General features: G+C 55.8%; 25 protein-coding genes. 15 read left to right on the top strand and 10 right to left on the bottom strand.

Going from position 1 to position 23773, the window contains the following annotated elements; translation table 11 throughout:
• The first annotated feature begins 145 nt into the window (after positions 1–145).
• The 7 genes from ACX3P5_RS22310 (at position 146) to ACX3P5_RS22280 (ending at position 6259) form a co-directional block, all read left to right on the top strand.
• The gene (locus ACX3P5_RS22310) at positions 146–397 is read left to right on the top strand and encodes a type II toxin-antitoxin system Phd/YefM family antitoxin (RefSeq protein ID WP_336756204.1); all 252 of its coding nucleotides are present in this window, start codon (positions 146–148) and stop codon (positions 395–397) included.
• The gene (locus tag ACX3P5_RS22305; RefSeq protein WP_233988710.1) at positions 394–681 is read left to right on the top strand and encodes a type II toxin-antitoxin system RelE family toxin; all 288 of its coding nucleotides are present in this window, start codon (positions 394–396) and stop codon (positions 679–681) included. The genes ACX3P5_RS22310 and ACX3P5_RS22305 overlap by 4 nt, the downstream gene beginning before the upstream one ends.
• Positions 682–919: 238 nt before the next feature.
• Positions 920–1825: a DMT family transporter gene (locus tag ACX3P5_RS22300; protein WP_458969417.1), complete on the top strand. Its 906-nt coding sequence runs from the start codon at positions 920–922 to the stop codon at positions 1823–1825.
• A gap of 162 nt (positions 1826–1987) precedes the next feature.
• Entirely contained in the window at positions 1988–3217 is a 1230-nt protein-coding gene (locus tag ACX3P5_RS22295) for an MFS transporter (RefSeq protein WP_233988712.1), read from the top strand.
• A gap of 23 nt (positions 3218–3240) precedes the next feature.
• Positions 3241–4290, top strand: a complete 1050-nt coding sequence (locus ACX3P5_RS22290) for a sugar phosphate isomerase/epimerase family protein (protein ID WP_458969416.1) — start codon at positions 3241–3243, stop codon at positions 4288–4290.
• A gap of 83 nt (positions 4291–4373) precedes the next feature.
• Positions 4374–5354 carry a LacI family DNA-binding transcriptional regulator gene (locus tag ACX3P5_RS22285; RefSeq protein ID WP_458969415.1) on the top strand — a complete coding sequence of 327 codons (981 nt, stop codon included), beginning with the start codon at positions 4374–4376 and terminating at the stop codon, positions 5352–5354.
• Positions 5355–5533: 179 nt separating this feature from the next.
• Positions 5534–6259 (top strand): pirin family protein, encoded by a 726-nt coding sequence (locus tag ACX3P5_RS22280; protein ID WP_336756200.1) that lies wholly within the window; start codon positions 5534–5536, stop codon positions 6257–6259.
• Positions 6260–6308: 49 nt separating this feature from the next.
• On the opposite strand, the gene ACX3P5_RS22275 is transcribed toward ACX3P5_RS22280, so the two are convergent.
• From ACX3P5_RS22275 to ACX3P5_RS22260, 4 genes are read right to left on the bottom strand one after another with little or no spacing between them, the layout of a single operon-like run.
• The gene (locus tag ACX3P5_RS22275; protein ID WP_233988716.1) at positions 6309–7130 is read right to left on the bottom strand and encodes an alpha/beta fold hydrolase; all 822 of its coding nucleotides are present in this window, start codon (positions 7128–7130) and stop codon (positions 6309–6311) included.
• Between the two features lie 51 nt (positions 7131–7181).
• A complete protein-coding gene (locus ACX3P5_RS22270; RefSeq protein ID WP_458969414.1) occupies positions 7182–8810 on the bottom strand; it encodes an MFS transporter in 1629 nt (542 codons plus the stop codon).
• A complete protein-coding gene (locus ACX3P5_RS22265; protein ID WP_336756196.1) occupies positions 8797–9219 on the bottom strand; it encodes a DoxX family protein in 423 nt (140 codons plus the stop codon). Before ACX3P5_RS22265 ends, ACX3P5_RS22270 begins: the two co-directional genes overlap by 14 nt.
• A gap of 2 nt (positions 9220–9221) precedes the next feature.
• Positions 9222–11099: an amidohydrolase gene (locus ACX3P5_RS22260; protein WP_233988719.1), complete on the bottom strand. Its 1878-nt coding sequence runs from the start codon at positions 11097–11099 to the stop codon at positions 9222–9224.
• Positions 11100–11390: 291 nt separating this feature from the next.
• Between ACX3P5_RS22260 and ACX3P5_RS22255 the strand changes: the two genes are divergently transcribed.
• The 4 genes from ACX3P5_RS22255 (at position 11391) to ACX3P5_RS22240 (ending at position 13047) form a co-directional block, all read left to right on the top strand.
• Positions 11391–12083 carry a hydrolase gene (locus tag ACX3P5_RS22255; protein WP_233988720.1) on the top strand — a complete coding sequence of 231 codons (693 nt, stop codon included), beginning with the start codon at positions 11391–11393 and terminating at the stop codon, positions 12081–12083.
• Between the two features lie 61 nt (positions 12084–12144).
• On the top strand, positions 12145–12369 hold the full coding sequence (locus tag ACX3P5_RS22250) for a DUF1427 family protein (RefSeq protein ID WP_233988721.1): 225 nt from the start codon (positions 12145–12147) through the stop codon (positions 12367–12369).
• Between the two features lie 2 nt (positions 12370–12371).
• Complete coding sequence (locus ACX3P5_RS22245; RefSeq protein ID WP_233988722.1) at positions 12372–12626, top strand: XapX domain-containing protein; 255 nt, start codon at positions 12372–12374, stop codon at positions 12624–12626.
• Positions 12627–12663: 37 nt separating this feature from the next.
• Positions 12664–13047: a response regulator gene (locus ACX3P5_RS22240; protein ID WP_233988723.1), complete on the top strand. Its 384-nt coding sequence runs from the start codon at positions 12664–12666 to the stop codon at positions 13045–13047.
• A 145-nt stretch (positions 13048–13192) separates the two neighbouring features.
• On the opposite strand, the gene ACX3P5_RS22235 is transcribed toward ACX3P5_RS22240, so the two are convergent.
• A complete protein-coding gene (locus ACX3P5_RS22235) occupies positions 13193–13813 on the bottom strand; it encodes a response regulator transcription factor (protein WP_233988724.1) in 621 nt (206 codons plus the stop codon).
• 829 nt (positions 13814–14642) lie between these two features.
• Here ACX3P5_RS22235 and ACX3P5_RS22230 point away from each other — a divergent pair.
• From ACX3P5_RS22230 to ACX3P5_RS22220, 3 genes are all read left to right on the top strand, one after another.
• A complete protein-coding gene (locus ACX3P5_RS22230; protein ID WP_233988725.1) occupies positions 14643–15146 on the top strand; it encodes a helix-turn-helix domain-containing protein in 504 nt (167 codons plus the stop codon).
• Positions 15147–15415: 269 nt separating this feature from the next.
• The gene (fdhF, locus tag ACX3P5_RS22225; protein ID WP_458969413.1) at positions 15416–18388 is read left to right on the top strand and encodes a formate dehydrogenase subunit alpha; all 2973 of its coding nucleotides are present in this window, start codon (positions 15416–15418) and stop codon (positions 18386–18388) included.
• Positions 18388–18873, top strand: coding sequence for a helical membrane plugin domain-containing protein (locus ACX3P5_RS22220; RefSeq protein WP_233988727.1), 486 nt, complete (start codon positions 18388–18390; stop codon positions 18871–18873). Before fdhF ends, ACX3P5_RS22220 begins: the two co-directional genes overlap by 1 nt.
• A 37-nt stretch (positions 18874–18910) precedes the next feature.
• Here the strand turns inward: ACX3P5_RS22220 and ACX3P5_RS22215 are convergent, their stop codons facing one another.
• A complete protein-coding gene (locus ACX3P5_RS22215; RefSeq protein WP_458969412.1) occupies positions 18911–19315 on the bottom strand; it encodes a GFA family protein in 405 nt (134 codons plus the stop codon).
• Between the two features lie 235 nt (positions 19316–19550).
• On the opposite strand from ACX3P5_RS22215, the gene uilS reads away from it, so the two are divergent.
• A complete protein-coding gene (uilS, locus tag ACX3P5_RS22210) occupies positions 19551–20411 on the top strand; it encodes a UilS family quorum-quenching N-acyl-homoserine lactonase (protein ID WP_458969411.1) in 861 nt (286 codons plus the stop codon).
• A gap of 43 nt (positions 20412–20454) precedes the next feature.
• Here the strand turns inward: uilS and ACX3P5_RS22205 are convergent, their stop codons facing one another.
• The 4 genes from ACX3P5_RS22205 to ACX3P5_RS22190 are packed head-to-tail and all read right to left on the bottom strand — an operon-like array spanning position 20455 to position 23531.
• Positions 20455–21108: a DUF1109 domain-containing protein gene (locus tag ACX3P5_RS22205; RefSeq protein WP_336756187.1), complete on the bottom strand. Its 654-nt coding sequence runs from the start codon at positions 21106–21108 to the stop codon at positions 20455–20457.
• A complete protein-coding gene (locus ACX3P5_RS22200; protein ID WP_233988733.1) occupies positions 21095–21646 on the bottom strand; it encodes a sigma-70 family RNA polymerase sigma factor in 552 nt (183 codons plus the stop codon). Before ACX3P5_RS22200 ends, ACX3P5_RS22205 begins: the two co-directional genes overlap by 14 nt.
• A 58-nt stretch (positions 21647–21704) precedes the next feature.
• On the bottom strand, positions 21705–22943 hold the full coding sequence (locus tag ACX3P5_RS22195; RefSeq protein WP_458969410.1) for a protein-disulfide reductase DsbD family protein: 1239 nt from the start codon (positions 22941–22943) through the stop codon (positions 21705–21707).
• A 24-nt stretch (positions 22944–22967) separates the two neighbouring features.
• The gene (locus ACX3P5_RS22190) at positions 22968–23531 is read right to left on the bottom strand and encodes a peroxiredoxin (RefSeq protein ID WP_233988735.1); all 564 of its coding nucleotides are present in this window, start codon (positions 23529–23531) and stop codon (positions 22968–22970) included.
• Positions 23532–23773 lie beyond the last annotated feature (242 nt).

Genomic DNA, 23773 nt, shown 5'->3' with positions numbered 1-23773 from the left:
GGGGCGATGCAGAGAAGCAGGTCAGGTCGTCAGTAAGGATTAAAGATAGAGAGCACGACGTTATCATTTCGAGAGTTAACAGGGCTGGTTGGTGCAAGAGGAAACTGCTAGTATAAAGACCTGTTAAGCAGTCTCCGGAGAAACTATGCCGCATATTATTCTGAGTGACACCAGTGCCAGCGTCAGCGAACTGAAAAAAAACCCGATGGCGACCGTTAATGCTGGTGAGGGTTATCCTGTCGCCATTCTTAATCGCAATCAGCCCGCTTTTTACTGTGTGCCTGCGGAGTTATATGAGCAGATACTCGATGCGCTGGACGATAATGAACTGGTAAAGCTGGTTAACCAACGTAGCCAGCAGAAGCTGATTGACGTCGATCTGGACGATTTTCTGTGACTTACACAATAAAATTCAGAGAAGAAGCGTTAAAAGAGTGGCTAAAGCTGGATAAAGCCATTCAGCAGCAGTTTGCAAAGAAACTAAAGAAGTGTTGTGAGCATCCCCATATTCCCACTGCGGCTCTGCGCGGGTTAAAAGACTGTTATAAGATCAAACTCCGGGCGTCCGGTTTTCGCCTGGTCTATCAGGTCATCGACGATCAACTCATCATTGCGGTGGTTGCAGTAGGGAAACGTGAGCGCAGTGAAGTCTACAATCTTGCCAGCAAAAGAATGCGTTAGGGCGCTGGCGTAAGGCTCACATTCACCTGAACTGTCAATGGGCGTTAAGCCGCTAGCTCATCTTCCCCACCTCTGACAATCATTCATGCTGCCGCGCCGTGGCAAAAAAACATTAAATGCCGTCTCCCCGCCAATCCCGGCACATCCCGATTCGCCGTTATGCCAGTATTAACCTTCACGTCCCTAAGCACACTGATAATGCTGCTTATTTTACTCGTCCCGAAAGGTGCCCGCCGTTATGAATGCCTCTGCTGGCATAGCGATGAAAATCATGGCTGCATTAAGCTCGACGCTGATGCTGGCCTGCGTCAAAGGTCTCGACGGTGCCATTCCGGTCGGTGAGGTGATCTTCTTTCGATCGGTGCTGGCGCTGGTGCCACTGATGATCTGGCTGAAAACTCAGGGCAGCATAGTGGAGGGCATCCGCACCCGTAACGTGCGCGGTCATTTTCTGCGCGGTCTGGCGGGCACCGGTGGCCTCTATTTCAGCTACCTGTCGCTGCTCTATATCTCGCTGACCGATGCTACCGCCATTAACTATGCGGCTCCGCTGTTTACCGTGCTGCTGGCGGCGCTGCTGCTGCGAGAAAAAGTGCGGCATCATCGCTGGGTGGCAGTGATAGCCGGATTCAGCGGCATCATCGTGATGTTTTCCGGTCACCTGTCACTGAAAGCCAGCTTCTCACTGGCCGCTTCTGCCGGGATCCTGCTGGCACTGATGGCGGCGTTTTGCACCGCCTGCGCGCTGGTGCAGATACGCTTTCTCCATGGGAAAGAGAAGCCCGGTGCGATTGCCTTCTGGTTCGCGGTGACCACGGCAACGACCTCGCTGATCACGCTGGCGGGCGGCTGGATCGTTCCGCAGGGAACGCAACTGCTGCTGCTGGTGGGCTGTGGATTGCTGGGTGGCATCACGCAGATCCTGATGACATTAAGCCTGCGCTACGCCGAAGCCTCGTTACTGGCCCCGTTTGACTACACCACGTTGCTGTGGTCCGTGGCGGTCGGGTATCTGTTTCTGGGGAATCTGCCTGAATCCACCACCGTCATCGGTGCAATTCTGGTGGTGCTCGGCGGGCTCTATTCGCTGTTATATGAGCGTTACCGCTTTCGCCGGAACCGGGCGGTTAGCGCCAGCTCTTAACGCCTCGCCGATTAATTTTGCCAAAACCTCGCGGCGATCGCGTTTTCCGAATGGCGCGCTTCCCGGCGGGATGAACTGTGATCGCGGCGAAAGTTTGATCATTTGTAATCGATTACTTTACAGATCACCAACGGGTAATCGATGACAAATGACGAGGTTCTGATGATAGCGACAGTGCAGGAGAGTGCGCGTCAGCGCATGCAGCAGCGGCTGCTGGTTCCGCGTCTTTCCCTGATGATGTTTATGCAGTTTTTCATCTGGGGCAGCTGGTCAGTCACCCTGGGTCTGGTAATGACCCAGCATAATATGTCGCTGCTGATTGGCGACGCGTTTTCCGCCGGGCCGATCGCCTCGATTTTATCGCCCTTCGTGCTCGGTATGCTGGTGGATCGCTTCTTTCCGTCACAGAAGGTGATGGCGGTAATGAATCTCGCTGGCGCGGTGATCATGTGGTTTGTGCCACAGGCGCTGATTGCAGAGAACGGCACGCTGCTGATTGCGCTGTTGTTTGGCTATACCCTCTGCTTTATGCCGACGCTGGCGCTGTCGAATAACATCGCGTTTCACAGTCTGGCCAGCAGTGAGAAAAGTTTTCCGGTTGTGAGAGTGTTCGGCACCATCGGCTGGATTGTGGCGGGGATATTTATCGGCGTGACCGGCATCTCCGCCAGCACCGGCATCTTTCAGTTAGCGGCAATCTGTTCGCTGTTGCTGGCTATCTACAGCCTGACGTTGCCCCATACGCCAGCACCGGCCAAAGGGTTGCCGCTCAAAGTGCGTGACCTGTTCTGTGCCGATGCCTTTGCGCTGCTTAAACTGCGTCATTTCCTGGTGTTCGCGCTGTGTGCCACGCTGATTTCTATTCCGCTCGGCACCTACTACGCCTTTACCGCTTCCTGGCTGGCGGATGCCGGGATTCAGAACGTCAGTACGCTGATGTCGCTGGGGCAGATGTCGGAAATCGTCTTTATGCTGATCATTCCGCTGCTGTTCCGTCGCCTCGGCGTGAAATACATGCTGCTGATCGGCATGGCGGCGTGGTTTGTTCGCTATGCCCTGTTTGCGCTGGGAATGAGTGACGAAACGCGCAGCCTGATCTATCTCGGCATCCTGTTGCACGGCATCTGCTATGACTTTTTCTTTGTCGTAGGCTTTATCTATACCGATCGCATCGCCGGTGAAAAGGTTAAAGGTCAGGCGCAGAGCATGGTGGTGATGTTTACTTATGGCATTGGCATGTTGCTGGGATCGCAGATCTCCGGTGCGCTCTATAACCAGCTGGTGGCGGGCAATGCCAGCGCGGAGAGCTGGGCGATTTTCTGGTGGATCCCGGCGGTGGCAGCGGCGCTGATTGCGATTATTTTCCTCTTCTCGTTCAGATATCGGGATTAAGGGCGTTATTTAAGGAGGCGGGCATGAAAACAGTAAAAGGGCCGGGCATCTTTCTGTCGCAGTTTATCGGTGATCGGCCACCCTATAATTCACTGGCCGGACTGGCTGAATGGGCGGCGGGTCTGGGATACAAAGCGCTGCAGATCCCCTGTCATCAGCCCGCGATTTTTGATGTTGAGCAGGCGGCCATCAGCCAGACCTACTGTGACGAAATCCGTGGTCTGCTGGCAGGCTATGGGCTGGAAATCAGCGAACTCTCTACTCATCTGGAAGGGCAGTTGATCGCGGTGAACCCGGTGTTTGATGCTGCCTTCGACAGTTTTGCTCCGGCTGCGCTACGCGGCGATCCCGCCAGACGAACCGAGTGGGCCATCGCCACGCTAAAGCGCGCGGCAGCGGCCTCGGAAAAACTCGGCCTGCAGGCGCATGCGACCTTTTCCGGATCGCTGGCCTGGCCGTGGTTCTATCCGTGGCCACCGCAAAGCCCGGCGCTGTTCGACGAAGCCTTTGCCGAACTGGCGCGACGCTGGTTACCGGTGCTGGACACTTTCGATCGGCACGGCATCGATCTCTGCTATGAAATTCATCCGGGTGAAGATCTGCACGATGGCGTAACCTTTGAGCGATTCCTGGCGCAGGTTAATCATCATCCACGCTGCAACATTCTGTTCGATCCCAGCCATCTCTATCTGCAACAGATCGATTATCTGCAATTTATCGATATCTATCATGCGCGGATTAAAGCGTTTCACGTTAAAGATGCCGAATTTCTGCGTAATGGGCGCAGTGGCGTCTATGGCGGTTATCAGCCGTGGCTGTCGCGGGCCGGGCGTTTCCGCTCACCGGGCGACGGGCAAATCGACTTCAAAACCATTTTCAGTAAACTGGCGCAGTACGATTACTCAGGCTGGGCGGTGCTGGAGTGGGAGTGCTGCCTGAAAGAGGGAGAAACCGGCGCGCGCGAAGGCGCAGAGTTTATCCGTCGCCATATTATTCCGGTGGCCGATCGCGCTTTTGACGATTTTGCCGCCGCTGCCGCTGCACCGGTGCGCAGGCAACTGGGGCTGGATTAAGCCCTGTCGGTCAGGCGGGCGACGCAGCGGTTCCGCAAAGTGTGTTAGCCTGCCTGCCACCGATTTGAGCAAGGGTTGCCATGATGTCGATTCAGAAAATCGCCCGGCTGGCCGGAGTTTCGGTTGCCACGGTTTCACGGGTGTTAAATAACAGCGACAGTGTCAAAGATCGCAATCGCCAGAAGGTGCTGCAGGCGATCAAAGAGAGTAACTATCAGCCTAACCTGCTGGCGCGTCAGTTGCGCACCGCCCGCAGCTCAATGATTCTGGTGATGGTTTCGGATATTTCAAACCCGTTTTGCGCCGAAGTGGTGAAAGGGATTGAAGAGCAGGCTGAGAAAAATGGCTATCGCATTCTGCTGTGCAATTCAGGTTCAGATATTGAGCGGTCGCGCTCCAGCCTGCAGTTACTCTCTGGCAAAATGGTGGATGGCATCATCACTATGGATGCGTTCAGCAAACTGGCCGAGCTGAGCCAGCTGATTGGCACTGCGCCGTGGGTGCAGTGTGCTGAGTATGATGACAGTGGCGAAACCTCCTGCGTCGGCATTAATGACCGTGTTGCTGCACAGCAGGTCATTAGCTATCTGGCTGAACAGGGACGCCAGCGCATCGGACTGATCAATCACGATCTGAGTTACAACTATGCCCGGCTGCGTCAGGAGGGTTATCTGCAACAGCTGAGTGAACAACGGCTGAGCTGGCAGGCGATCGCCTATGCCAGTGAACTGAGTTTCAGCGCCGGTCAGGCAGCCATGAATCTGTTACTGCAGGGTGAGACGCGGCCAGACGCGGTGTTTGCCGTTTCTGATACGCTTGCGGCGGGTGCAATGGCCGCCATTCAGCAGGCTGGCTGGCGGATACCGGACGATATCGCGGTGGTCGGTTTTGACGGCACCGATCTGGCTGCCATGGTCTCGCCACCACTCACCACGCTGGTCCAGCCGTCGCGTGAAATCGGCCGTCAGGCGTGTGAACTGGTGCTGCAGAAAATAGCCCGCCCCGACGCCGCGCCGCAGCGCATCATCATGACCGGCGAGTTAATCCTGCGCGCCAGCAGCTAACCCCTCACTCACCCGCCTCCCGATTTCATGCGAAATAGCGCTTAACGTCATTGTCCACTAATCGGTGACAGTGATTGGCTTTTGACGCCATTGTTCGACGATCAGGTTTACTTATATGCTGTTTCTAACGAAGAGCACTCGCGCTTCACACCATTAAACAGCAGGTTAAGGGGCAGAACATGATTGAGCAAAGATTGTCAGAACAACGCGGCGTCGGTGATCACGGCTGGCTGAATTCTCGTCACACCTTCTCGTTCGCTAACTACTGGGACCCGAAACAGGTCGGCTTCTCAGACCTGCTGGTCATCAATGATGATCGGGTGGCAAAAGGACGTGGATTCGGTGCGCATCCTCACAGCAACATGGAGATTATCTCCTATGTACTGGAAGGCGCGCTGGAACATAAAGATTCAATGGGCACCGGTTCGGTTATCGTACCCGGCGACGTGCAGCTGATGAGCGCTGGCAGTGGCGTGACGCACAGCGAGTTTAACCACTCCAGTACTGACGGCGTGCACTTCCTGCAAATCTGGGTGGTGCCGGCAGAGAAAAACAGCCCGCCGGGATATCAGCAGGTTTCGGTCAGTGAGGCGGATAAACGCGGTCATCTGCGGCTGATCATTTCGCCGGAAGGGGAAAATGGCGCGCTGCGGGTGCGCCAGGATATCCGGATTTATGCTGGCCTGTTCGACGGTGACGAGCAGCAAACGCTGACGTTGCCGGACGATCGCTACGCTTATATCCATGTGGCACGCGGCAGTGTAGTCGTCAATGGACTGCAGTTTAATGCCGGCGACGGTGCGCGGGTCCGTAACGAGAAAACCCTGACCTTCAGTGGCGGCAAACAAGCGGAAGTGTTGGTGTTTGATCTGCGGCCAAATGAAGTGAATCATCCAACCCGTTAACCGTTAATAAATCACTGCGCGGCATTTACCGCGCAGTTTTTTTTTGCTGTTAACGCGCGTTCAGAAATGCCAGCAGATCCTGGTTCAGTTGATCCTGATGCGTCACCGCGAAACCGTGTGGCGCATTGTCATAGACCTTGAGTTCTGATCCTTCAATCATCTCTGCGGCCACTTTACCGGTGGATTCAAACGGCACCACCTGATCGTTACTGCCGTGGATCACCAGCGTCGGCACATTGACTTTGGCGATATCGGCACGGAAATCGGTCTCGGAGAAGGCCGTGACGCAATCGACGGTGCTCTTCAGTGAGGCCAGCAGCGCAATGTTCAGCGTCTGGGTCAGCACGCCTTCCGAAACGGTCTGACCGGCATTAAGGCCGTAGAACGGGGTGGCGAAATCACTGATGAACTGCGCACGATCTTTCAGCAGGCCATCGCGGATACCGGCAAACACCGAGAGATCGACGCCCTGCGGGTAATCAGCAATTTTGCCAAACACCGGCGTTACCGCACCCAGCAGCACCAGCGCTGCCACGCGGTCTGTGCCGTAACGACCGATATAGCGCGTCACGTCACCGCCGCCCATTGAGAAGCCCACCAGCGTAACGTCCTGCAGATCGAGATGATTGATGAGATCGTTAATATCCGAAGCAAACGTATCGTAATCATTGCCGGTCCAGGGTTGCTCGGAACGGCCAAAGCCACGACGGTCAAAGGCGATAACCCGGTAACCGCGCTCTGCCAGGAAATTCATCTGGCTGTCCCACATATCCGCATCCAGCGGCCAGCCGTGGCTGAAGAGTACAGGTTTACCGGTGCCCCAGTCTTTGAAATAGAGCTGGGTGCCGTCGGTGGTTTTGAGTGTGCTCATGGTATTGCCCTCTATGTGACGTGATGAATGAAAAGGTTGCTGTGCAGCCGGTCAGGCTGGTGCCACCAGGTATCGAACTTCAGGCGGATTTTCACCCTGATGAAAGGCGTTAACCCGACGCTGGATTTTTTGGTCGTTCATGGTGTAGCGCTCTTTCTGGCGTAAATGTTCTACCCAGGAGCCGACCACAAAGGTTTCGACGAAAATGCCAGGCTGGAGAATATCTTCATACACGGACCAGTTGATGGCACCGCCCCGGCGTCGGACGCGTCGCATATCCTGCATGCAGACGGCAAAGGCATGGGCTTCATCAATATTAATCCGGTATTCGTAATTCACCATCACCGGACCGCGTTCATGACGAATATCCATCGCGGGGGCGTTAACGCCATCACCGATCATATCGAGATTCAGATCGGGGTCCTGATCCAGTCGCCAGCGCCACACCGTGCTGCTGGCCAGCACCATGCCGAGCGTGGCGATACAGAGTGAAACCGGGATGCTGAAGTGTGAAGCCAGCTGTCCCCAGAGCGTGCTGCCCAGCGTCATTGAGCCAAAGAAGACCGTCAGATAAACCGCCAGCGCACGGGCCTTGACCCATTTTGCCGCACTGCGCTGTGCGCCCAGGTTGAGGGTCGACAGCACCGCAATCCAGGCGAAGCCGGTAAAGAACTCAAAGGCATTCAGCAGCCAGAAATGACGCACAAACGCCAGCGCCAGCATGGTCAGAGCGAATAACAGGCTGGCCAGCACCATCAGCCGATCGGAACTGAAGCGGCGGCGCAACCGCGGCAACATCACCGCGCCGGTAATCGCGCCAATGCCGATACAGGCCAGCATAATGCCGTAACCGCCCGGACCCAGGCCGAGGTCCCGACGCGCCACCAGCGGCAGCAAAGCCCAGCCGGCACTGCCGAACAGGAAGAAGGCGACCGTGCGCACCAGCACGTTGCGTAATACCGGCGCAGCGTGAACATAGCGCAGTCCGGCGCGAACGGCCGGGAAGAAGTGCTCCGGCGGCAGGCGCTGGACGCTGGGTTCCGCCTTCCAGCGATAGAGCACCCACGTCACGCCGAGCACCGACAGCGCATTCAGCAGAAATACCATCCACGGGCCGGTAAAGGAGAGGATCAATCCACCCAGCGCCGGGCCGATGGCACGGCTGATATTGATGCCCAGCGAATTCAGCGCAATCGCCGGACCCAATTCAGACTTGCTCACCAGATCCGGCACGATCGCCTGAAACGGTGGCGAACTCATCGCCGCACCGGTGCTGAGCAGGAAGGCGGCGGCCAGCAAAACCGTTGGTGTGACGTGGCCAGTGTAGGCCAGCACCGTCAGCCCGGCGGCGGCGATAAAGGTCCAGAGCTGGGAGAACAGCAGGTATTTGCGGCGGTCAACGATATCCGCCATCACGCCCGACGGCAGCGCAAACAGAAACATCGGCAGGCTGCTGGCCGCCTGCACCAGCGCCACCGCCAGCGGGTCGGCGCTGAGCGTCAGCATGGTCCAGTTGACGCCAACATCGTTCATCCATGAACCGATATTGGAGACTACCGTGGCAATCCATAGCATCCGAAACACCGGCTGATGCAGCGGCTGCATCGGAGAAACAGCGCTCGCTTTCGGCGCGTCGCTGATCTCCTGATCCAGCTGGTGAATGTCATTAACCTGCGCCATGGCGCACCTCCCGTTGCGTGCTGGCACCCAGCCGCCAGTTGCCCGGCCCGGTTAACGCCAGGGTGGTGAAAATAATCAGCAGCAGCCAGCCAAACTGGCCTTCAGCAATCGACCAGCCGGGATGAACCACCAGCATCGCCACCAGCAGCACCGCAATGATCGGCAGGCAGGCGAGGCGGGTCCCCCAGCCGAGGATGATAAAGATCGGACAGACAACCTCGGCCAGAATTGCCGGTAACAGACTCATCATCGGACCCAGCCCGAACGGGTCCTCGATACGCGTCAGTTCTTCGCTGAAATGCAGGATCTTCGGCAGCCCGTGCACATGTAACAGCAACAGGCTGCCCGCCAGGCGCAGGAAGAACAGCCCCGCGTTGAGACGGGGCGGCTGAGTGAAAAAGGTCTTCATGATCAAAACGCGAAGCAGCTGCAGCCGAGCGCGCCCCAGAAGGCGTTATCTTCGGCGACCGGCACGCTGGAACCCCGCGCGATATCGTGCGAGTGGCTGTGTACGCCGCACGGACCGCTACAATGGTGCGCAGCAGGCATCATGCCGACGCGGCTCTGGGCGACCGGCGGAGCGCTGCGGTAATGACCGGGCACGTTGACCACCGGAGACCACTCCGGCAGAACCGGAATCGCTGGTGGCGCTTCAGAGGTGAATGAACCGGCGGCATAGACGATGTTGCCATCGACCACGGTCAGCACCGATTCAATGCCTTTGATCTCCTCTTCAGGCACGCTGAAAAAGTCTTTGCTGAGTACGGCCATATCAGCCAGCTGACCGGCTTTGATCTGGCCTTTTTTACCCTGTTCACTGGAGAACCAGGCGCTGCCCTGGGTCCAGAGCATCAGGGCGGTTTCACGATCGAGACGGGCGTTAACGTCATACATCTGCATTCCGCCAACGGTGCGTCCGGATACCAGCCAGTAGAGCGCCGTCCACGGGTTATAGCTGGCGACGCGGGTGGCATCGGTGCCGAGTCCGACCGGGACGCCGGTTTCCAGCATCCGCGCGACCGGCGGCGTATGTCGGGTGGCCTCAATGCCGTAGCGTTCGGCAAAATATTCGCCCTGAAACGCCATGCGATGCTGAACCGCGATGCCGCCGCCCAGCTCCTTGATACGATCGATATTGCGCTGCGTGACCGTTTCCGCGTGGTCAAAGAACCAGTGCAGCCCGTTAAACGGAATATCGCGGTTGACCTTCTCGAACACGTCGAGCATCCGGCTGATCGATTCGTCATAGGTGGCGTGCAGGCGGAACGGCCAGCGATGCTCGACCAGATGACGTACCACGCGCTCCAGCTCATCTTCCATGCCTGGCGCTAAGTCCGGACGCGGCTCCAGGAAATCCTCAAAATCCGCCGCTGAGAACACCAGCATTTCGCCTGCGCCGTTGTGGCGGAAATAGTCGCTGCCCTGGCCCGGTGTCAGCATATCGGTCCACTTTTCGAAATCTTCCAGTTCGTGACCCGGCCGCTGGGTAAACAGGTTATAAGCGATGCGCAGTGTCATCTGCTTCTTCTGATGCAGTTCGGCGATCACTTCATAATCTTCGGGATAGTTCTGGAAACCGCCGCCCGCATCGATGGCGCTGGTCAGGCCGAGGCGGTTCAGCTCACGCATAAACTGGCGCGTGGAGTTAACCTGCTGCTCCAGTGGCAACTTGGGACCTTTGGCCAGCGTGGCGTAAAGGATCATCGCATTGGGACGGGCAATCAGCATCCCGGTCGGGTTACCGTTGCTGTCGCGCTGAATTTCGCCGCCCGGCGGATTTGGCGTCTCTTTGGTATAACCGACCACTTTCAGCGCGGCGCGGTTAAGCAGGGCGCGATCGTAAAGGTGCAGCACAAAGACCGGCGTATCCGGCGCGGCTTCATTGATCTCATCCAGGGTCGGCATCCGGCGTTCAGCAAACTGAAACTCTGTCCAGCCGCCTACCACGCGCACCCACTGCGGCGATGGCGTACGCAGCGCCTGTTCTTTCAGCATCCGCAGCGCATCCGCCACTGACGGAACGCCTTCCCAGCGTAATTCCAGATTGTAGTTCAGACCGCCACGAATCAGATGCAGGTGCGAGTCGTTCAGACCCGGCACGGCGGTATGACCTTTCAGATCGACCACTTTGGTGCCGTCGCAGTGATATTCCATCACCTCTGCCAGCGAGCCGACCGCGACAAATTTACCTTCGCGGATGGCAACGGCGTCGGCAACCGGATTACTGCGGTCAACAGTGTGAAATTTGCCGTTGGTTAATATCAGTTCTGCTTTACCCAGCGTAACCATAGATCCTCCTGAATGGGGTTGTCCGACTTGCAGCGGGACAGGAAGTGCGCTGCAGGGAGCAGGGCACGAATAGACCGGATTATGGTGAGTGGTCTGTTGGAGCGTCTAGTTATACGAAGGGATACCTATACCTTCGTATAGTTATACGCAGAGATAATAGTTTGCCCTCGCTCGCCGCCCTACACTGCGAACCAGACAGCCAGCGCAAGCCGCATTCAGGCGTGCTGCCCGTCCTTTTTGCTCCGTTACGGTTTACGGAAATCCAGTTACTTAACCTCTATGGGTGAACACATGTCCAACGCTAAACTTGAAGTCCTGACGCCACATAACAGCCAGATTATTTTCATCGACCAGCAGCCGCAGATGGCGTTTGGCGTGCAGTCAATTGACCGTCAGGTTCTGAAAAACAACACGGTTGCGCTGGCGAAAGCGGCCAAAGTTTTCAACATTCCCACCATCATCACCACCGTAGAAACAGAGAGCTTTTCTGGTCACACCTACCCGGAGCTGCTGGACGTGTTTCCGGGTCAGGACATTTTAGAGCGCACCTCAATGAACTCCTGGGATGACCAGAAAGTCCGTGATGCGCTGGCCGCCAACGGCAAGAAAAAAGTGGTGGTTTCCGGTCTGTGGACCGAAGTGTGTAACAACAGCTTTGCGCTGTGCGCGATGCTGGAAGGGGATTATGAAATTTATATGGTGGCGGATGCCTCAGGTGGTACCACCAAAGAAGCGCATGACTATGCCATGCAACGCATGATTCAGGCTGGCGTCGTGCCGGTTACCTGGCAGCAGGTGATGCTGGAGTGGCAGCGTGACTGGGCCAACCGCGATACCTATGATGCGGTAATGAATATCGCCAAAGAGCATTCGGGCGCTTACGGCATTGGCGTCGATTACGCCTACACCATGGTGCACAAAGCGCCATCACGTCAGAAGAGCGAGCATCGCACACTGGCGCCTGTTCACGCGCCTGTACGCTAAGTTGCGGGTGGCTGATCGGCACTTTGTGCCGGTCAGCACTGCCGCAAAACAGGAGCGGGATATGAGTCCACTACTGATTTCACTGGGTGCAGGCGTATTGATTGGCCTGCTGTATGCGCTGCTCAATGTCCGGTCACCAGCACCGCCCGCGATTGCGCTGGTCGGCCTGCTGGGTATGCTGCTGGGCGGCGCGCTGATGCATGCCTGGCTTCCGGCCTCCAGACCGGTGACCACGCTGCTGCAGCCGGCCGTTTCCGGCGATGCCACGTCACATCGGGTAGGCTAAAGATGATGAAATCTTACGCTATTTCTCTGATTGTCGGGCTGCTGGCCGGCGTAGTCTATGCCCTGATCGACGTTAACTCGCCGGCCCCGCCGGTGATTGCGTTACTGGGACTGTTTGGCATGCTGGTGGGTGAGCAGTTGATTCCACTGGGGAAACGCATCATTCGTCGCCAGCCGGTGACGCTGGCGTGGTTCCGCCACGAATGTGTGCCGAAAATCAGTGGCACACCGCCGCCGGGCGGCGATAAAGCACCCTAAGTTCTCGCAGACGGGAGGACTTTCAGAGGATAATTGCATGACGCTGTCACAGCGTATTGTCATTGTTGATGATGAACGCTCAGTCCGCAGTGGACTGAGTAATTTATTGCATTCTGACGGCTACACCACAGGATTATTTGAGTCGGGAGAGGCACTACTGGCCGATGACAATGCACTTTGTGATGCGAGCCTGTTGATTATTGATGTCGGGCTCAAAGGGATGAGCGGCTTCGAGCTTTTTACCCTTCTGAAACAGCGTCCCTCTCTGCCACCGGTCATTTTTATCTCTGCCGACCTGGAAGAGACCACCTTGTGGTATGCCATCGCGCTGGGCGCGCTGACCTTTTTCCGCAAACCGATTGAAGTTGATACCTTCCTGAACCTGATCCGCAGTGAACTGACGGCCGGGAAACAAGGCTAATCGATTCAGCCCCTGTCAAGCTGCGTGTGACGGCGCTGCTGCCGGTCCCGGATCGTACCGGTATCGCGCCTGGTCGCGCCTGAAAATCACCTGTGCGGTAAAAGTACACCGCTGCGGCGGGTCACCAGCCGCAGGCTGCCTCGCCTCAGCGGCGTCGGGTTTGGGCGATATTGAGCCGTTCTGCTGCCCGCACGAGATCAGACAATGAGCGCGCATTCATCTTTTCCATCACTCGCCGCTTGTGTACTTTGGCGGTAATTTCGCTAACGCCCATTTCAGCGGCGATCTGTTTGTTCAGCAGGCCGCTGATCGCCAGCAGCATCACCTCGCTTTCGCGTGGCGTCAGGGTCTGATGGCGCAGGGTCATCTCCCGTTTCTCCTGTGACGTCGCCATGTTCTGTTCAGCAATCCGCATCGCTTCGGAGACCGCCTGCAGGATACGGTCAGGATCAACCGGCTTGGTCAGAAACTCATAAGCGCCGGTTTTCATTGCCCGGACCGTCACAGGAATGGTGCCAAAGCCGGTTAAGAAAATGGTGGGGATGGTGTAACCGCGATCGATTAACACCTGAGCGACCTCAAATCCATCCGCGCCCGGCATATTAATATCCAGAATCAGGCAGCAGGGAAGCGGGGCAAAGTCGTGTGCCAGAAAATCATCTGCGGAAGAAAAAGAAATAACCTCGTAATTGTCTGAGCTGAGCAGATTGCTCAGGGCAGTGGTAACCGCGGCGTCGTCGTCAACGATATATACGATGTGATTCATAGAGATCTCATTCCAGCCAGTCAGAGAAGATTCACGTCTGGAGGATTTAATGTGATGAGCAGTTATTTCATTCTGTGCCTGTCAGCCACGGAAAACCGCCAGTGTTGATTGAATATTATCATAACAATTTTCATTATCATCTAATAATTACGTCATGGATGAAATTCAGATAACCAACTGAAAATAATGGTTAAATGATGAGCGAAAGTCGGAGTTTTCACCCGAATAATTGTGCTCTGCTAACCAACAAGCCGTCATCAAAGCCGATTAAGACTGTCATCATTTCGTCATTTTTTTTAGGTCAGCAGAATAGTGCTGCCTGCAAAGCGAAATAATCCATAGCACCATTAACGGCCCGCAATTGTCAGGGCGAGGGTTTAATCGGGCATTCTGACAAAAAGAAGCAGCCGGTACGTCATTATTTTTTATTATGTCAGCGCGCGGCTGTGAGTGGCTGGTTTATTTGCCAATAAACCAGGTCCATTAATTCTTCATCTTAATCCCGCCTAATGGAACAATTAAGGACAAGGAATTTTTGCCAGCCAGCCGAGGCTCAGCCATCAATGCAGGTAAACGGCGGAAAGAGTCCGCCTCTGGCGGTGGTGCCATTGAGCAACAGTGCCTGCATAGTTACAACATACTATAAGTAATCTCAGTAACAGGATGAGCACCGCAGCCGTAAATGGTCGTAAAGGGAAAAATTCAGTCCTGCTGCGCGTATCGGACCTATCCGTTTGTATAACTATCCATCTTCGACGCTGACCGGAATAATTGCTTCAGCCGGAAATAGCGCCGGCTGCGTTTCAGACACTTTCAGTGCAGAGGGCTTATGTGTGAGAAAGTAAGCAGTGAGGCGAAACCGCCTGCGCCTGACAGTCATAGCGTTAAGGCAATCGATGCCGTGGTCAGCGACATTTTGCCGTGGATCGAACAAAACCTGTTTGATGAACGGGTGCGGGTGAAAACCATCACCCGTAAAAGCGGCTACGGGCACTGGCATTTTCAGCGCGCCTTTCGCGACCGCACCGGTTACAACCTCGGGCAATATATCCGGCTTCGTCGGGTAATGCGTGCTGCGGTAGCGGTGATCGCCACCAACAAAAGCCTGCTGGATATCGCGGTCGAAAACGGCTTTAGCAGCCAGCAGAACTTTACCCGCACATTCCGTAAATATCTGCTCCTGACGCCAGGCGCATTTCGGGATCACTATGGTCACGATCTGCCCGCCTGCGAACGTTACCTGGCCGAACGGATCATTCCCGGCGCGGCGCCCTGGCTACGCGCTGCGCTGGCGGGGCATGAACATGGCACGGCTGTGAGCTGCGCAGCCTGATTGTCGCTGCGGTTCATGCGCGGGCACGTCGCTTTAACTTAATAAATCTAATCAAAAGAAACAGCTGCGTCGGTAGCGGCTGTCTGCTTTTCCCGCTTAGTAAAAAGTCATTACATTTTAAAAAAGTTTAGGATTCAGAGAGTAACCCCAATAAGCGTAGCGGTATCCGTGGCGTGGCTGTTAATCCTCACTAAGCTGAAGAGTCAACCCTATAAATACAGGGATATTTTTCGGCTGGAAGCTATTCGCAATGTCTTCATGAGGCTTATATGAGCGGAGAACACTGCACCATAATTTACAATGGTGAACGGTTAACCGGGTTAGCTGATCAACCCTTGATTGATTTTCTCGATGCGCAGGGAAAAAAACTGCCCCATGTCTGTTATCACCCGGCATTACCGCCTTTACAAAGTTGTGATGTCTGCTGGGTCGATGCCAATGGCGAGCGGGTTCGCGGCTGCACGTTGCGTACCCAGGAAGGATTAACGGTACAAAGCGAAGGCGAGGCGTTAAAAGCGGCGCAGCAGGAGGGGATGGATCGGATACTTAACCGCCACGAACTTTACTGCACCGTCTGTGAACATAATACCGGCGACTGCACGCTTCATAATGCGGTCGCGGATATGCATATTCCGATTCAGTATTACCCGCATCAGCCCAAGCCATACGCAAAAGATCATTCCAACCCGTTTTATACCTACGATCCTGACCAGTGCATATTATGTGGCCGCTGCGTGGAGGCCTGTCAGAATGTCGAAGTGAATGAAACCCTGTCGATTGACTATACCCAGGCACACCCGCGTGTGCTGTGGGATGGCGGCACCGAGATTGCCGGTTCAAGCTGCGTCAGCTGCGGACACTGCGTCACGGTCTGTCCCTGTAACGCGCTGCTGGAAAAAACCATGCAGCCAGATGCAGGACCCTTTACCGCGATGGATGAGGGACTGAAGCGCCCGTTGATCGACTTCGTTAAAACGCTGGAAAACAGTATCGGCATGGAGCCGATTACCGGCGTGTCAAAAATTGATATGGCACTGCGCCAGGCTGAGATTAAACGGACCAAAACCGTCTGCACCTATTGCGGTGTGGGATGCAGCTTCGAAATCTGGACGCGCGACCGCCACATCCTCAAAGTGCAGCCGGTGGCTGAGGCGCCCGCTAACGGCATCTCCACCTGCGTCAAAGGCAAATTTGGCTGGGATTTTGTCAACAGCCCGGAACGCCTGACGACCCCGCTGATCCGTGAAAATGGGCGCTTCCGGCCCGCCAGCTGGGATGAGGCGCTGCAGCGCGTCGCGGAGGGTTTACGGCGGGTGGCAGAGCAGTATGGTGGCGATGCGATTGGTTTTATCGGTTCGAGTAAAGCCAGCAATGAAGAAGCCTATCTGACCCAGAAAATTGCCCGACTGATCTTCGGCACCAACAACGTGGATAACTCCTCACGCTATTGCCAGAACCCGGCGACAGAAGGGCTGTTTCGCACGGTAGGCTATGGCGGCGATGCCGGCACCATTCGCGATCTGCAGCAGACGGAACTGATCGTGATCGTTGGCAGCAATCTGGCTGAGAATCACCCGGTCATCGCTTCGCACATCAAGCAGAGCCACAAGCATCAGGGACAGAAACTGCTGGTCGTTGACCCGCGCCGTCATGAAATGGCCGAGCGTGCCGACCGCTATCTGCGAATCAAGCCCGGTACCGACCTGGTGTGGGCGTCGGCTATGGCCAGATATATGTTTGATCACGGCTATGCCGATCAGGCATTCCTGGCACAACGGGTCAATCAGGTAGAGGAATACCGTGCATCGCTGGCTCCGTTTACCCTGGCCTATGCCAGCGAAATCTGTGGCCTGAGTCTGGATGAGCTGACCGCAGCAGCAGAGATGATCGGTCAGGCAGGCAGCGCCTGTATTCTGTGGGCAATGGGGATCACTCAGCATAGCCACGGAGCAGATACCAGCACCGCCTTATCCAACCTGCTGTTGGTCACCGGTAACTACGGTCGGCCGGGTACCGGCGGTTATCCGATGCGCGGCCATAATAATGTGCAGGGCGCCAGTGACTTTGGCTGCCTGAGCAATGTCTATCCGGGCTATGAAAAGGTCAGCGATGCCGCGGTGCGCGAGAAATGGGCGCGAGCCTGGGGCGTTGCGCCTGAGGCGCTGTCTGACCAGCCGGGCGCGGACAACTTTAAAATGGTGCAGCACGCCCATGAAGGAAAACTGCGCGCCATGTACATCACCGGAGAAGAAACCGCCTTTTCCGATGCGGATTCCACCAATGTGCATGAAGCCTTCAGTAATCTGGAGTTCATGGTGGTGCAGGACATTTTCATGAGCCGTACCGCGGAGTTCGCGGATGTGGTACTGCCGGGCTGCCCCAGCGTGGAAAAAGAGGGCACCTTCGTTAATACCGAGCGGCGCATCCAGCACTTTTCACCGGCGATGGCACCGCTCGGTGACAGCCGGCCTGACTGGCAAATCTTTACCGATCTGGCGGCGCGTCTGGGCCATCCGTGGTATTACCCGAATCCGGGCGCGATCATGGCTGAAGCCGCGGGTATTGCGAAAATCTTTGCCGGCGTCAGCTATGAGAATCTGGTCGGCTGGCAGTCGCAAATCTGGCCGGTCAGCGCCGACGGCGAGAGTACGCCACTCCTCTATACCGAACAGTTCCACTTCCCGGACGGCAAAGCGCGGCTCTATCCCTTGCAGTGGCAACCGCCGGCGGAACAGGAAGATGCGGAATACAATTTGCTGCTCAACAATGGCCGGATGCTGGAGCACTTCCAGTCCACTAATCAGACCGGCCAGGGCGGGCGTTTCATGTCGCTGTCACCGAACGCGTTTGTCGAAATCTCGCCGCAGCTGGCTGCCGAACGTGGTCTGACGGAAGGTGAATGGGTTCGGATTGCGTCGCGACGTGGTTCGATCGATGTGCCGGTGGTGATCACCGATCGCGTAGCGGGCAATGTGCTGTTTATGCCGATTCACCACGGCAAAGATGGCGTCAATACCCTGACCGGTGAACATCATGATCCGGCCGTCAACACGCCCGCCTATAAAGAGGTCGCGGTAAACATGAAACGTGTGGAGCGGCGTATCCAGCCAAATCCTATACCGTTACACAATTTTCGCTATGGCAAACGCACGCCGCTGGATCACCTGCCGGTCGAGCAAAAATGGCAGCAGGCTGGCTATCGCGAACCGCCTGAACATGTAGAAAAACCGGAGAAATTCTGATGGCTGAAAGGATGAAATATCAGGTCACGCCGACCCGAACTGAACCCACTGCCAGAGAGGCGATGGACGAGTTGATTGAAAATCTGCATCAGCATGGTTTTCTGCGGCTGGCGAACGATCTGGTCAAGTCGAACAGCGAGGTCAGCAAGATCCTGGTGTCCGGTCTGAACCAGCCCGGCACCCAGAGTGCGTTGCAAAACCTCTCACTGCTGATGATGACCTTAGGCAGCGTGCCGCCGGAACGGTTTAATCATCTGCTGCTCGCCCTGCGGGATGCGGCGATGGCGATTAAACCGGCCAGAGAAGAGGCTAACAGCGGGAAAGCTGCGCCAGGCATCCGCGGCATTATCCGGCTGCTCAATGATGATGAACTGTGGCGTGGCCTGAGCCCGGTTTTATCGGCACTCAAGGTGTTCTCACGGCAACTCGACGGCGAAGAGCAAAAGCCGATCACGCGCTTCAGCGGTAAGCGCAGCCTGGAGTAACCGCGTCAGAGGGTGCGCTTACCGCACCCTCTGCGACTCAGGCCGGTTTATAGATCAGATGTCCGGCTACGCCACCGGCACCGCCATCTTTAGGATGGTGGATGCCGTCGCTCACCGGCACATCGGTAAAATCAAACGGTGAAATCCCCGCCAGACAGGCAACGTTAACGCCATACTGGTCAGGCTGTGAGCGGCTCTGATGGAAGGTATAAATGCCGCAGACTGAACAGAAGTAGTGGCCAACCTGTTTGCTATTGAAGCGGTATTCGGTGAGCTGATCTTTGCCGCGCGTCACCTCGATTTCACGGGCAAATACCACCACAGCGCCGCGCATCCGACAGAACGAGCAGTTACAGCGCCGTACCGTATTAAATCCATCCTTCAGCGTTACGCTGAACGCCACTGCACCACAATGACATTGTGCTGACATCTCATTTTGCATGGTCAACTCCTGAACCGTCCGGACATCCGGATATAAAAATATAGGCCATGATGCTCTGTTGCGCGGAATACCGAATATTGCTTCGCCTGCCGCCGCATTGATTGCCAAAGCGTTTCATTTCTCCCACTGCTCTTGCTTTTTTACTGATCTGGATCGTGGTAAATCCTGAGCTGTCATGAAAAGGTGATCCACCTTCGGCCTGATAATAACGAGTAAGCAAGGAGCATGAATAACGATGGACACCACGACCTCAATATTGCCTGAGGGCATTGCGCTGACGCTTCGCCAGCCAGTCCAGCCCACAAAACATCCGGTCATCATTCTATGTCATGGCTTTTGTGGTATCAGAGAGATTTTACTGCCTGATTTTGCCGACGCCTTTACCCGCGCGGGTTTTGCTACCATTACCTTCGATTATCGTGGTTTTGGTGACAGTGAGGGTGAGCGCGGACGACTGGTGCCCGCGCAGCAAATTGCCGATATTCTGTCGGTTGTGAACTGGGCAAAACAGCAACCCGCACTGGATGAAACAAGAATAGGCCTATGGGGAACCTCGTTTGGTGGATGCCATGTTTTTGGCGCAGCGGCTGATAATGCCGACATCAAATGTATCGTCAGCCAGCTTGCTTTTGCTGATGGCGAAGCCATTGTGACAGGGCAAATGGATGCGGCAGAAAAAGCGGCTTTCTCGGCAACGCTGGAGAAGATGGCAGAGAAACGCACCAGCAGCGGCAAAGAGATGTTTGTCGCGATTACTCGCGTGTTAAACGATGTGGAATCTAAAACGTTCTTTGAAGAAAATCGACAGCACTATCCAAAAATGGATATTAAGATTCCTTTTCTAACCGTCCGGGAAACACTGCTATATAAACCCGCACTCAATGCGGCAAAGGTTCAGTGTCCGACGCTGGTCGTTATTGCCGGTAAAGATTCGGTCAATCCTCCAGAACAGGGACGGGCCTTATTCGAGGCGATAGCCGCAACGGACAAAAAACTTTATGAAGTGACTGACGCACGCCATTACGATATTTACACGGGTGACTTTTTTAGGCAGGTTGTGCAGGTCCAGACCGAATGGTTTGCTGAACATCTGTAACCAGAATTTGATATCGACTCAGGCGAGTTGATCCCGGCTCGCCTTATTTTTCCGTTAACCCTTCCAGTTGCACCCAGCGCCGTCCCGCCACTACCGTGATGGCGATAATGGTGATGCCAGCAGCCAGATGCATCGAAAAATCGATCAGGTGCAGATGGGTATCATGGCAGAGTGACAGCAGCATCGAAGAGCTGAACGCGCTGCCGCAACCCGCCAGCGCGAGGCTTTTTGCGGGATGCAAAGAGCGTGTACGCTGTAAGGCAATCACCGATAACAGCATCATCGGCAGGCTGGCAGAGAGCATAAACAGATAGCAGTGTATTCCTTCACCCAGGCGACCTGCGCTCGCTGGCGGCACTGAAGAAGAGAGATTGAACAGATTCAGCGTCAGCCACAGGCCCGCCAGCAGCCATAACCGATACAGGCTGACCGGTTTTCTACCCGCAATACTCAGAGTAAAGGCCGCCGCAACGCTGCTGCCAGCAATGACAAACGCGAGTAGCAGAGCACTCAGGGCGACCGCCGCGCCAGGCTGTGACCAGTCGGTCAGCCGGGTATGAAACGCCCAACTGCTGAGCGCGCCGCAGGGCAGGGCCGCGGCAATCCAGCCGGCAACGCGCCAGGGCGTTGGCCAGACGCGCTGCACCGGCTTGACGGATTCGGTCAACCGATCAATCAAGGGGTCATGATTTCTCATGATTGTTTCCATATTTTCGTAGGTTAAGCATTGCGCGATGCAGCAGCGATTTCACCGCTGACACCGACTGATTTGTTTCCGCCGCCGCCTGCGCCAGACTCTGTTCACGCAAATGAACCGATTCGACAATTTCACGCTGACGCAGCGGCAGATTGCCTAAGTAACCAGTGAGTTCATCTGCTTCAGGGGCGCTCTCGGCACTTTCAGCTGGCTGATGATTCAGCGCATCCTCATCCTGTACTTCCTGCCGACGTCCCCGCTGACGCAGGGCATCTATCGCTCTGGCAGAGGTAATCGCGGCGACCCAGGGCAGGATGGGACGTCGCGGATCGTAGGTATGCCGTACCCGATGAATCGCCAGCAAAGTCTCCTGGATCACATCCTCGACCAGCGCAGCATCACTGATTTTTTTGCACGCTAAAGCCCGGATGGCCGGAACCATCGCTTTCAGCAACTGGTTATAGGCGTATTTATCGCCTTCCTGCGCGCGGGCCATCAGCTGTGGCCATAACTGCGCGCGGTTGTCAGTCTCTGGCATTCATTATCAGCGGGTTAACCGCCTGGCACGCTGCCAGCGTGTTGATTCATCATGGGATTCACGTTTTCTTGCCGTTCTCCGTTGCCTGATCCAGCGCTGAAATTACGATCCGCGGCGTCAGAACCTGCGGTAATACCACCGGTTTGCCGCCATTGGCCGGATAGACGACATAGAGCGGCAGTCCGCCGCGGCCAAAATCGCTAAGTGCCTGTTCCACATCCGGATTGTATTTCGTTGAGTCCGCCACCATGTAAATGGTGCTGGTGCGCGCCATCGCCGCTTTGACCGCCTGAGTTGACAGTGAGGTGCGATCGTTAACCTGACAGGTAATACACCATGAGGCGGTAAAGTTCACCAGAATCGGCTTACCCTGGCCTTTAATCGCATCAACATTCTGTGGTGACCAGGCGACCGCGGCGGCGGCCTGTGAAGCCTCTTCGCTTTGTGGTGCTGAGGCAAAACTGTTCAGATTCAGTAATGGCGGAACCACTAATGCCACGAAAAAGGCGGTGGCGAGGTGCAGCGCCCAGTGACGCTGACCCATCATACGGCGTTTCTGCGCCATGCCATACAGCCAGGCCGCGAAACTGAGTAACAGGCAGCAGATGAGAATAGCGGCCAGCGCAGCTGAACCCACCTGACGCTCCAGCACCCAGATCAACCAGCCCACCGCACCTAGCATCGGGAAGGCCAGACCCTGTTTAAGTGTGATCATCCAGGCACCGGGTGCCGGTAAAATGCGCGCCAGCAGCGGGAAAAAGGAGATCAGAGTAAAGGGCGCAGCAAAACCCAGCGCCAGAGAGATAAAAATCACCAGGCTGACCATGGGCGGCTGAGTCAGCGCATAGCCAACGGCGCTGGCCATAAAGGGCGCGCTGCACGGTGTGGCGACAATAATGGCCAGCGCACCGGTCAGCGCCGATCCCAGCAGACCGCCACGGTCACTACCTACGCCGCCAACCCGTTGCACTGACAGTCCCACTTCAAACAGCCCGAGCAGATTCAGTGCAGAACCGAGCATCACCAGAATCAGCAGTGCGATCACCACCGGTGACTGCAACTGGAATCCCCAACCCACTGAAGCCCCTCCGGCACGCGCCAGCAGCAGCACCGCGCTCAGTGCGACCATCGTCACCACGACACCGAGCAGGAAGGCCAGCCCTTCACTGCGCGCATGGGCGGGCTGGTTGTGATGGCGAATCAGGCTCAGCGCTTTCAGTGAGATTACCGGAAAAACGCAGGGCATTAAGTTGAGAATAATGCCGCCCAGAAAGGCGGCTGCAATGGCTGTCAGCATGATGAACCTACTCGGAAAGTGAGATTAAGCCGGATTGGCCTGACGATATTTTTTAACCGCATCCATCGCTTTCTGGATATGGGCATCAGGATTTTTGTCGGTATAGCTGAGCAGAATTTTGCCGTCCGGCGCAATAACGTAAGAGGTACGGTCAGAGAGTTTCTGGCCTTTCATCTCCATGGTGCTGTTATATTCGGCCGCCACTTTTGCGCCAGGATCGGCCGCCACGGTGAATTTATCCCGGCATTCCAGCTGCGAGAATTTTGCAATCTGATCGGTGTTGCCCGCGGTCACGCCAATGACGGTCGCGCCCTGTTTTTTAAATTCATCAGTTGCTTCGGCAAAGTCGTGGGCTTCCAGCGTACAGCCGGCGCTAAACGCGGCGGGGAAGAAGTAGAGCACCACGGGTCCTTTCTGCAACGCCTGTTGCAACGAGAAGGTGGTCGCTTTACCAGCCAGCGCGGCTTCCAGCTTAAAGTCAGGCGCTTTTTCACCGACCTGCAGGGCAGCCAGGGCGGAACTGACCGGGACGCTGAGCGCCATCAGGGTGGCAATAGCCAGGGTTTTCAGGGTGGTTTTCATCGGCATAGCTCTCTCTCCGTTAACAGGCAGGCGGTGTCGCCTGATGACCTTATTAACAGGTTCGCTGGCCAGCTGAAAAAGTTGCGGGTGAGTTTCATTATTTTTTTATTTTTAACCGGCCGGAAATCAAACCGCCTGAACAGGCTGAGTGGATATTAACCATCCTGAATGATCCGGCTGCCAGCCGATTACAGGCTGAATCGTGTAATGCTTTTACTGTTTTCTTCACGCAAATGGCTGCAATAACT

It is taken from the genome of Pantoea sp. S-LA4 (assembly GCF_054482835.1).
Note: the sequence above shows the minus strand (reverse complement) of the source record. Positions and strands in the feature narration are given on the sequence as shown.

Coding starts and splice junctions, on each gene's coding strand:
- ACX3P5_RS22195 (WP_458969410.1), bottom strand. CDS start 22,943: ATGCTGACAGCCATTGCAGCCGCCTTTCTGGGCGGCATTATTCTCAAC.
- ACX3P5_RS22285 (WP_458969415.1), top strand. CDS start 4,374: ATGTCGATTCAGAAAATCGCCCGGCTGGCCGGAGTTTCGGTTGCCACG.
- ACX3P5_RS22270 (WP_458969414.1), bottom strand. CDS start 8,810: ATGGCGCAGGTTAATGACATTCACCAGCTGGATCAGGAGATCAGCGAC.
- ACX3P5_RS22310 (WP_336756204.1), top strand. CDS start 146: ATGCCGCATATTATTCTGAGTGACACCAGTGCCAGCGTCAGCGAACTG.
- ACX3P5_RS22235 (WP_233988724.1), bottom strand. CDS start 13,813: ATGAATCACATCGTATATATCGTTGACGACGACGCCGCGGTTACCACT.
- ACX3P5_RS22295 (WP_233988712.1), top strand. CDS start 1,988: ATGATAGCGACAGTGCAGGAGAGTGCGCGTCAGCGCATGCAGCAGCGG.
- ACX3P5_RS22220 (WP_233988727.1), top strand. CDS start 18,388: ATGGCTGAAAGGATGAAATATCAGGTCACGCCGACCCGAACTGAACCC.
- ACX3P5_RS22230 (WP_233988725.1), top strand. CDS start 14,643: ATGTGTGAGAAAGTAAGCAGTGAGGCGAAACCGCCTGCGCCTGACAGT.
- ACX3P5_RS22250 (WP_233988721.1), top strand. CDS start 12,145: ATGAGTCCACTACTGATTTCACTGGGTGCAGGCGTATTGATTGGCCTG.
- ACX3P5_RS22240 (WP_233988723.1), top strand. CDS start 12,664: ATGACGCTGTCACAGCGTATTGTCATTGTTGATGATGAACGCTCAGTC.
- ACX3P5_RS22205 (WP_336756187.1), bottom strand. CDS start 21,108: ATGAGAAATCATGACCCCTTGATTGATCGGTTGACCGAATCCGTCAAG.
- ACX3P5_RS22260 (WP_233988719.1), bottom strand. CDS start 11,099: ATGGTTACGCTGGGTAAAGCAGAACTGATATTAACCAACGGCAAATTT.
- ACX3P5_RS22190 (WP_233988735.1), bottom strand. CDS start 23,531: ATGCCGATGAAAACCACCCTGAAAACCCTGGCTATTGCCACCCTGATG.
- ACX3P5_RS22255 (WP_233988720.1), top strand. CDS start 11,391: ATGTCCAACGCTAAACTTGAAGTCCTGACGCCACATAACAGCCAGATT.
- ACX3P5_RS22275 (WP_233988716.1), bottom strand. CDS start 7,130: ATGAGCACACTCAAAACCACCGACGGCACCCAGCTCTATTTCAAAGAC.
- ACX3P5_RS22200 (WP_233988733.1), bottom strand. CDS start 21,646: ATGCCAGAGACTGACAACCGCGCGCAGTTATGGCCACAGCTGATGGCC.
- ACX3P5_RS22215 (WP_458969412.1), bottom strand. CDS start 19,315: ATGCAAAATGAGATGTCAGCACAATGTCATTGTGGTGCAGTGGCGTTC.
- uilS (WP_458969411.1), top strand. CDS start 19,551: ATGGACACCACGACCTCAATATTGCCTGAGGGCATTGCGCTGACGCTT.
- ACX3P5_RS22280 (WP_336756200.1), top strand. CDS start 5,534: ATGATTGAGCAAAGATTGTCAGAACAACGCGGCGTCGGTGATCACGGC.
- fdhF (WP_458969413.1), top strand. CDS start 15,416: ATGAGCGGAGAACACTGCACCATAATTTACAATGGTGAACGGTTAACC.
- ACX3P5_RS22245 (WP_233988722.1), top strand. CDS start 12,372: ATGATGAAATCTTACGCTATTTCTCTGATTGTCGGGCTGCTGGCCGGC.
- ACX3P5_RS22300 (WP_458969417.1), top strand. CDS start 920: ATGAATGCCTCTGCTGGCATAGCGATGAAAATCATGGCTGCATTAAGC.
- ACX3P5_RS22265 (WP_336756196.1), bottom strand. CDS start 9,219: ATGAAGACCTTTTTCACTCAGCCGCCCCGTCTCAACGCGGGGCTGTTC.
- ACX3P5_RS22290 (WP_458969416.1), top strand. CDS start 3,241: ATGAAAACAGTAAAAGGGCCGGGCATCTTTCTGTCGCAGTTTATCGGT.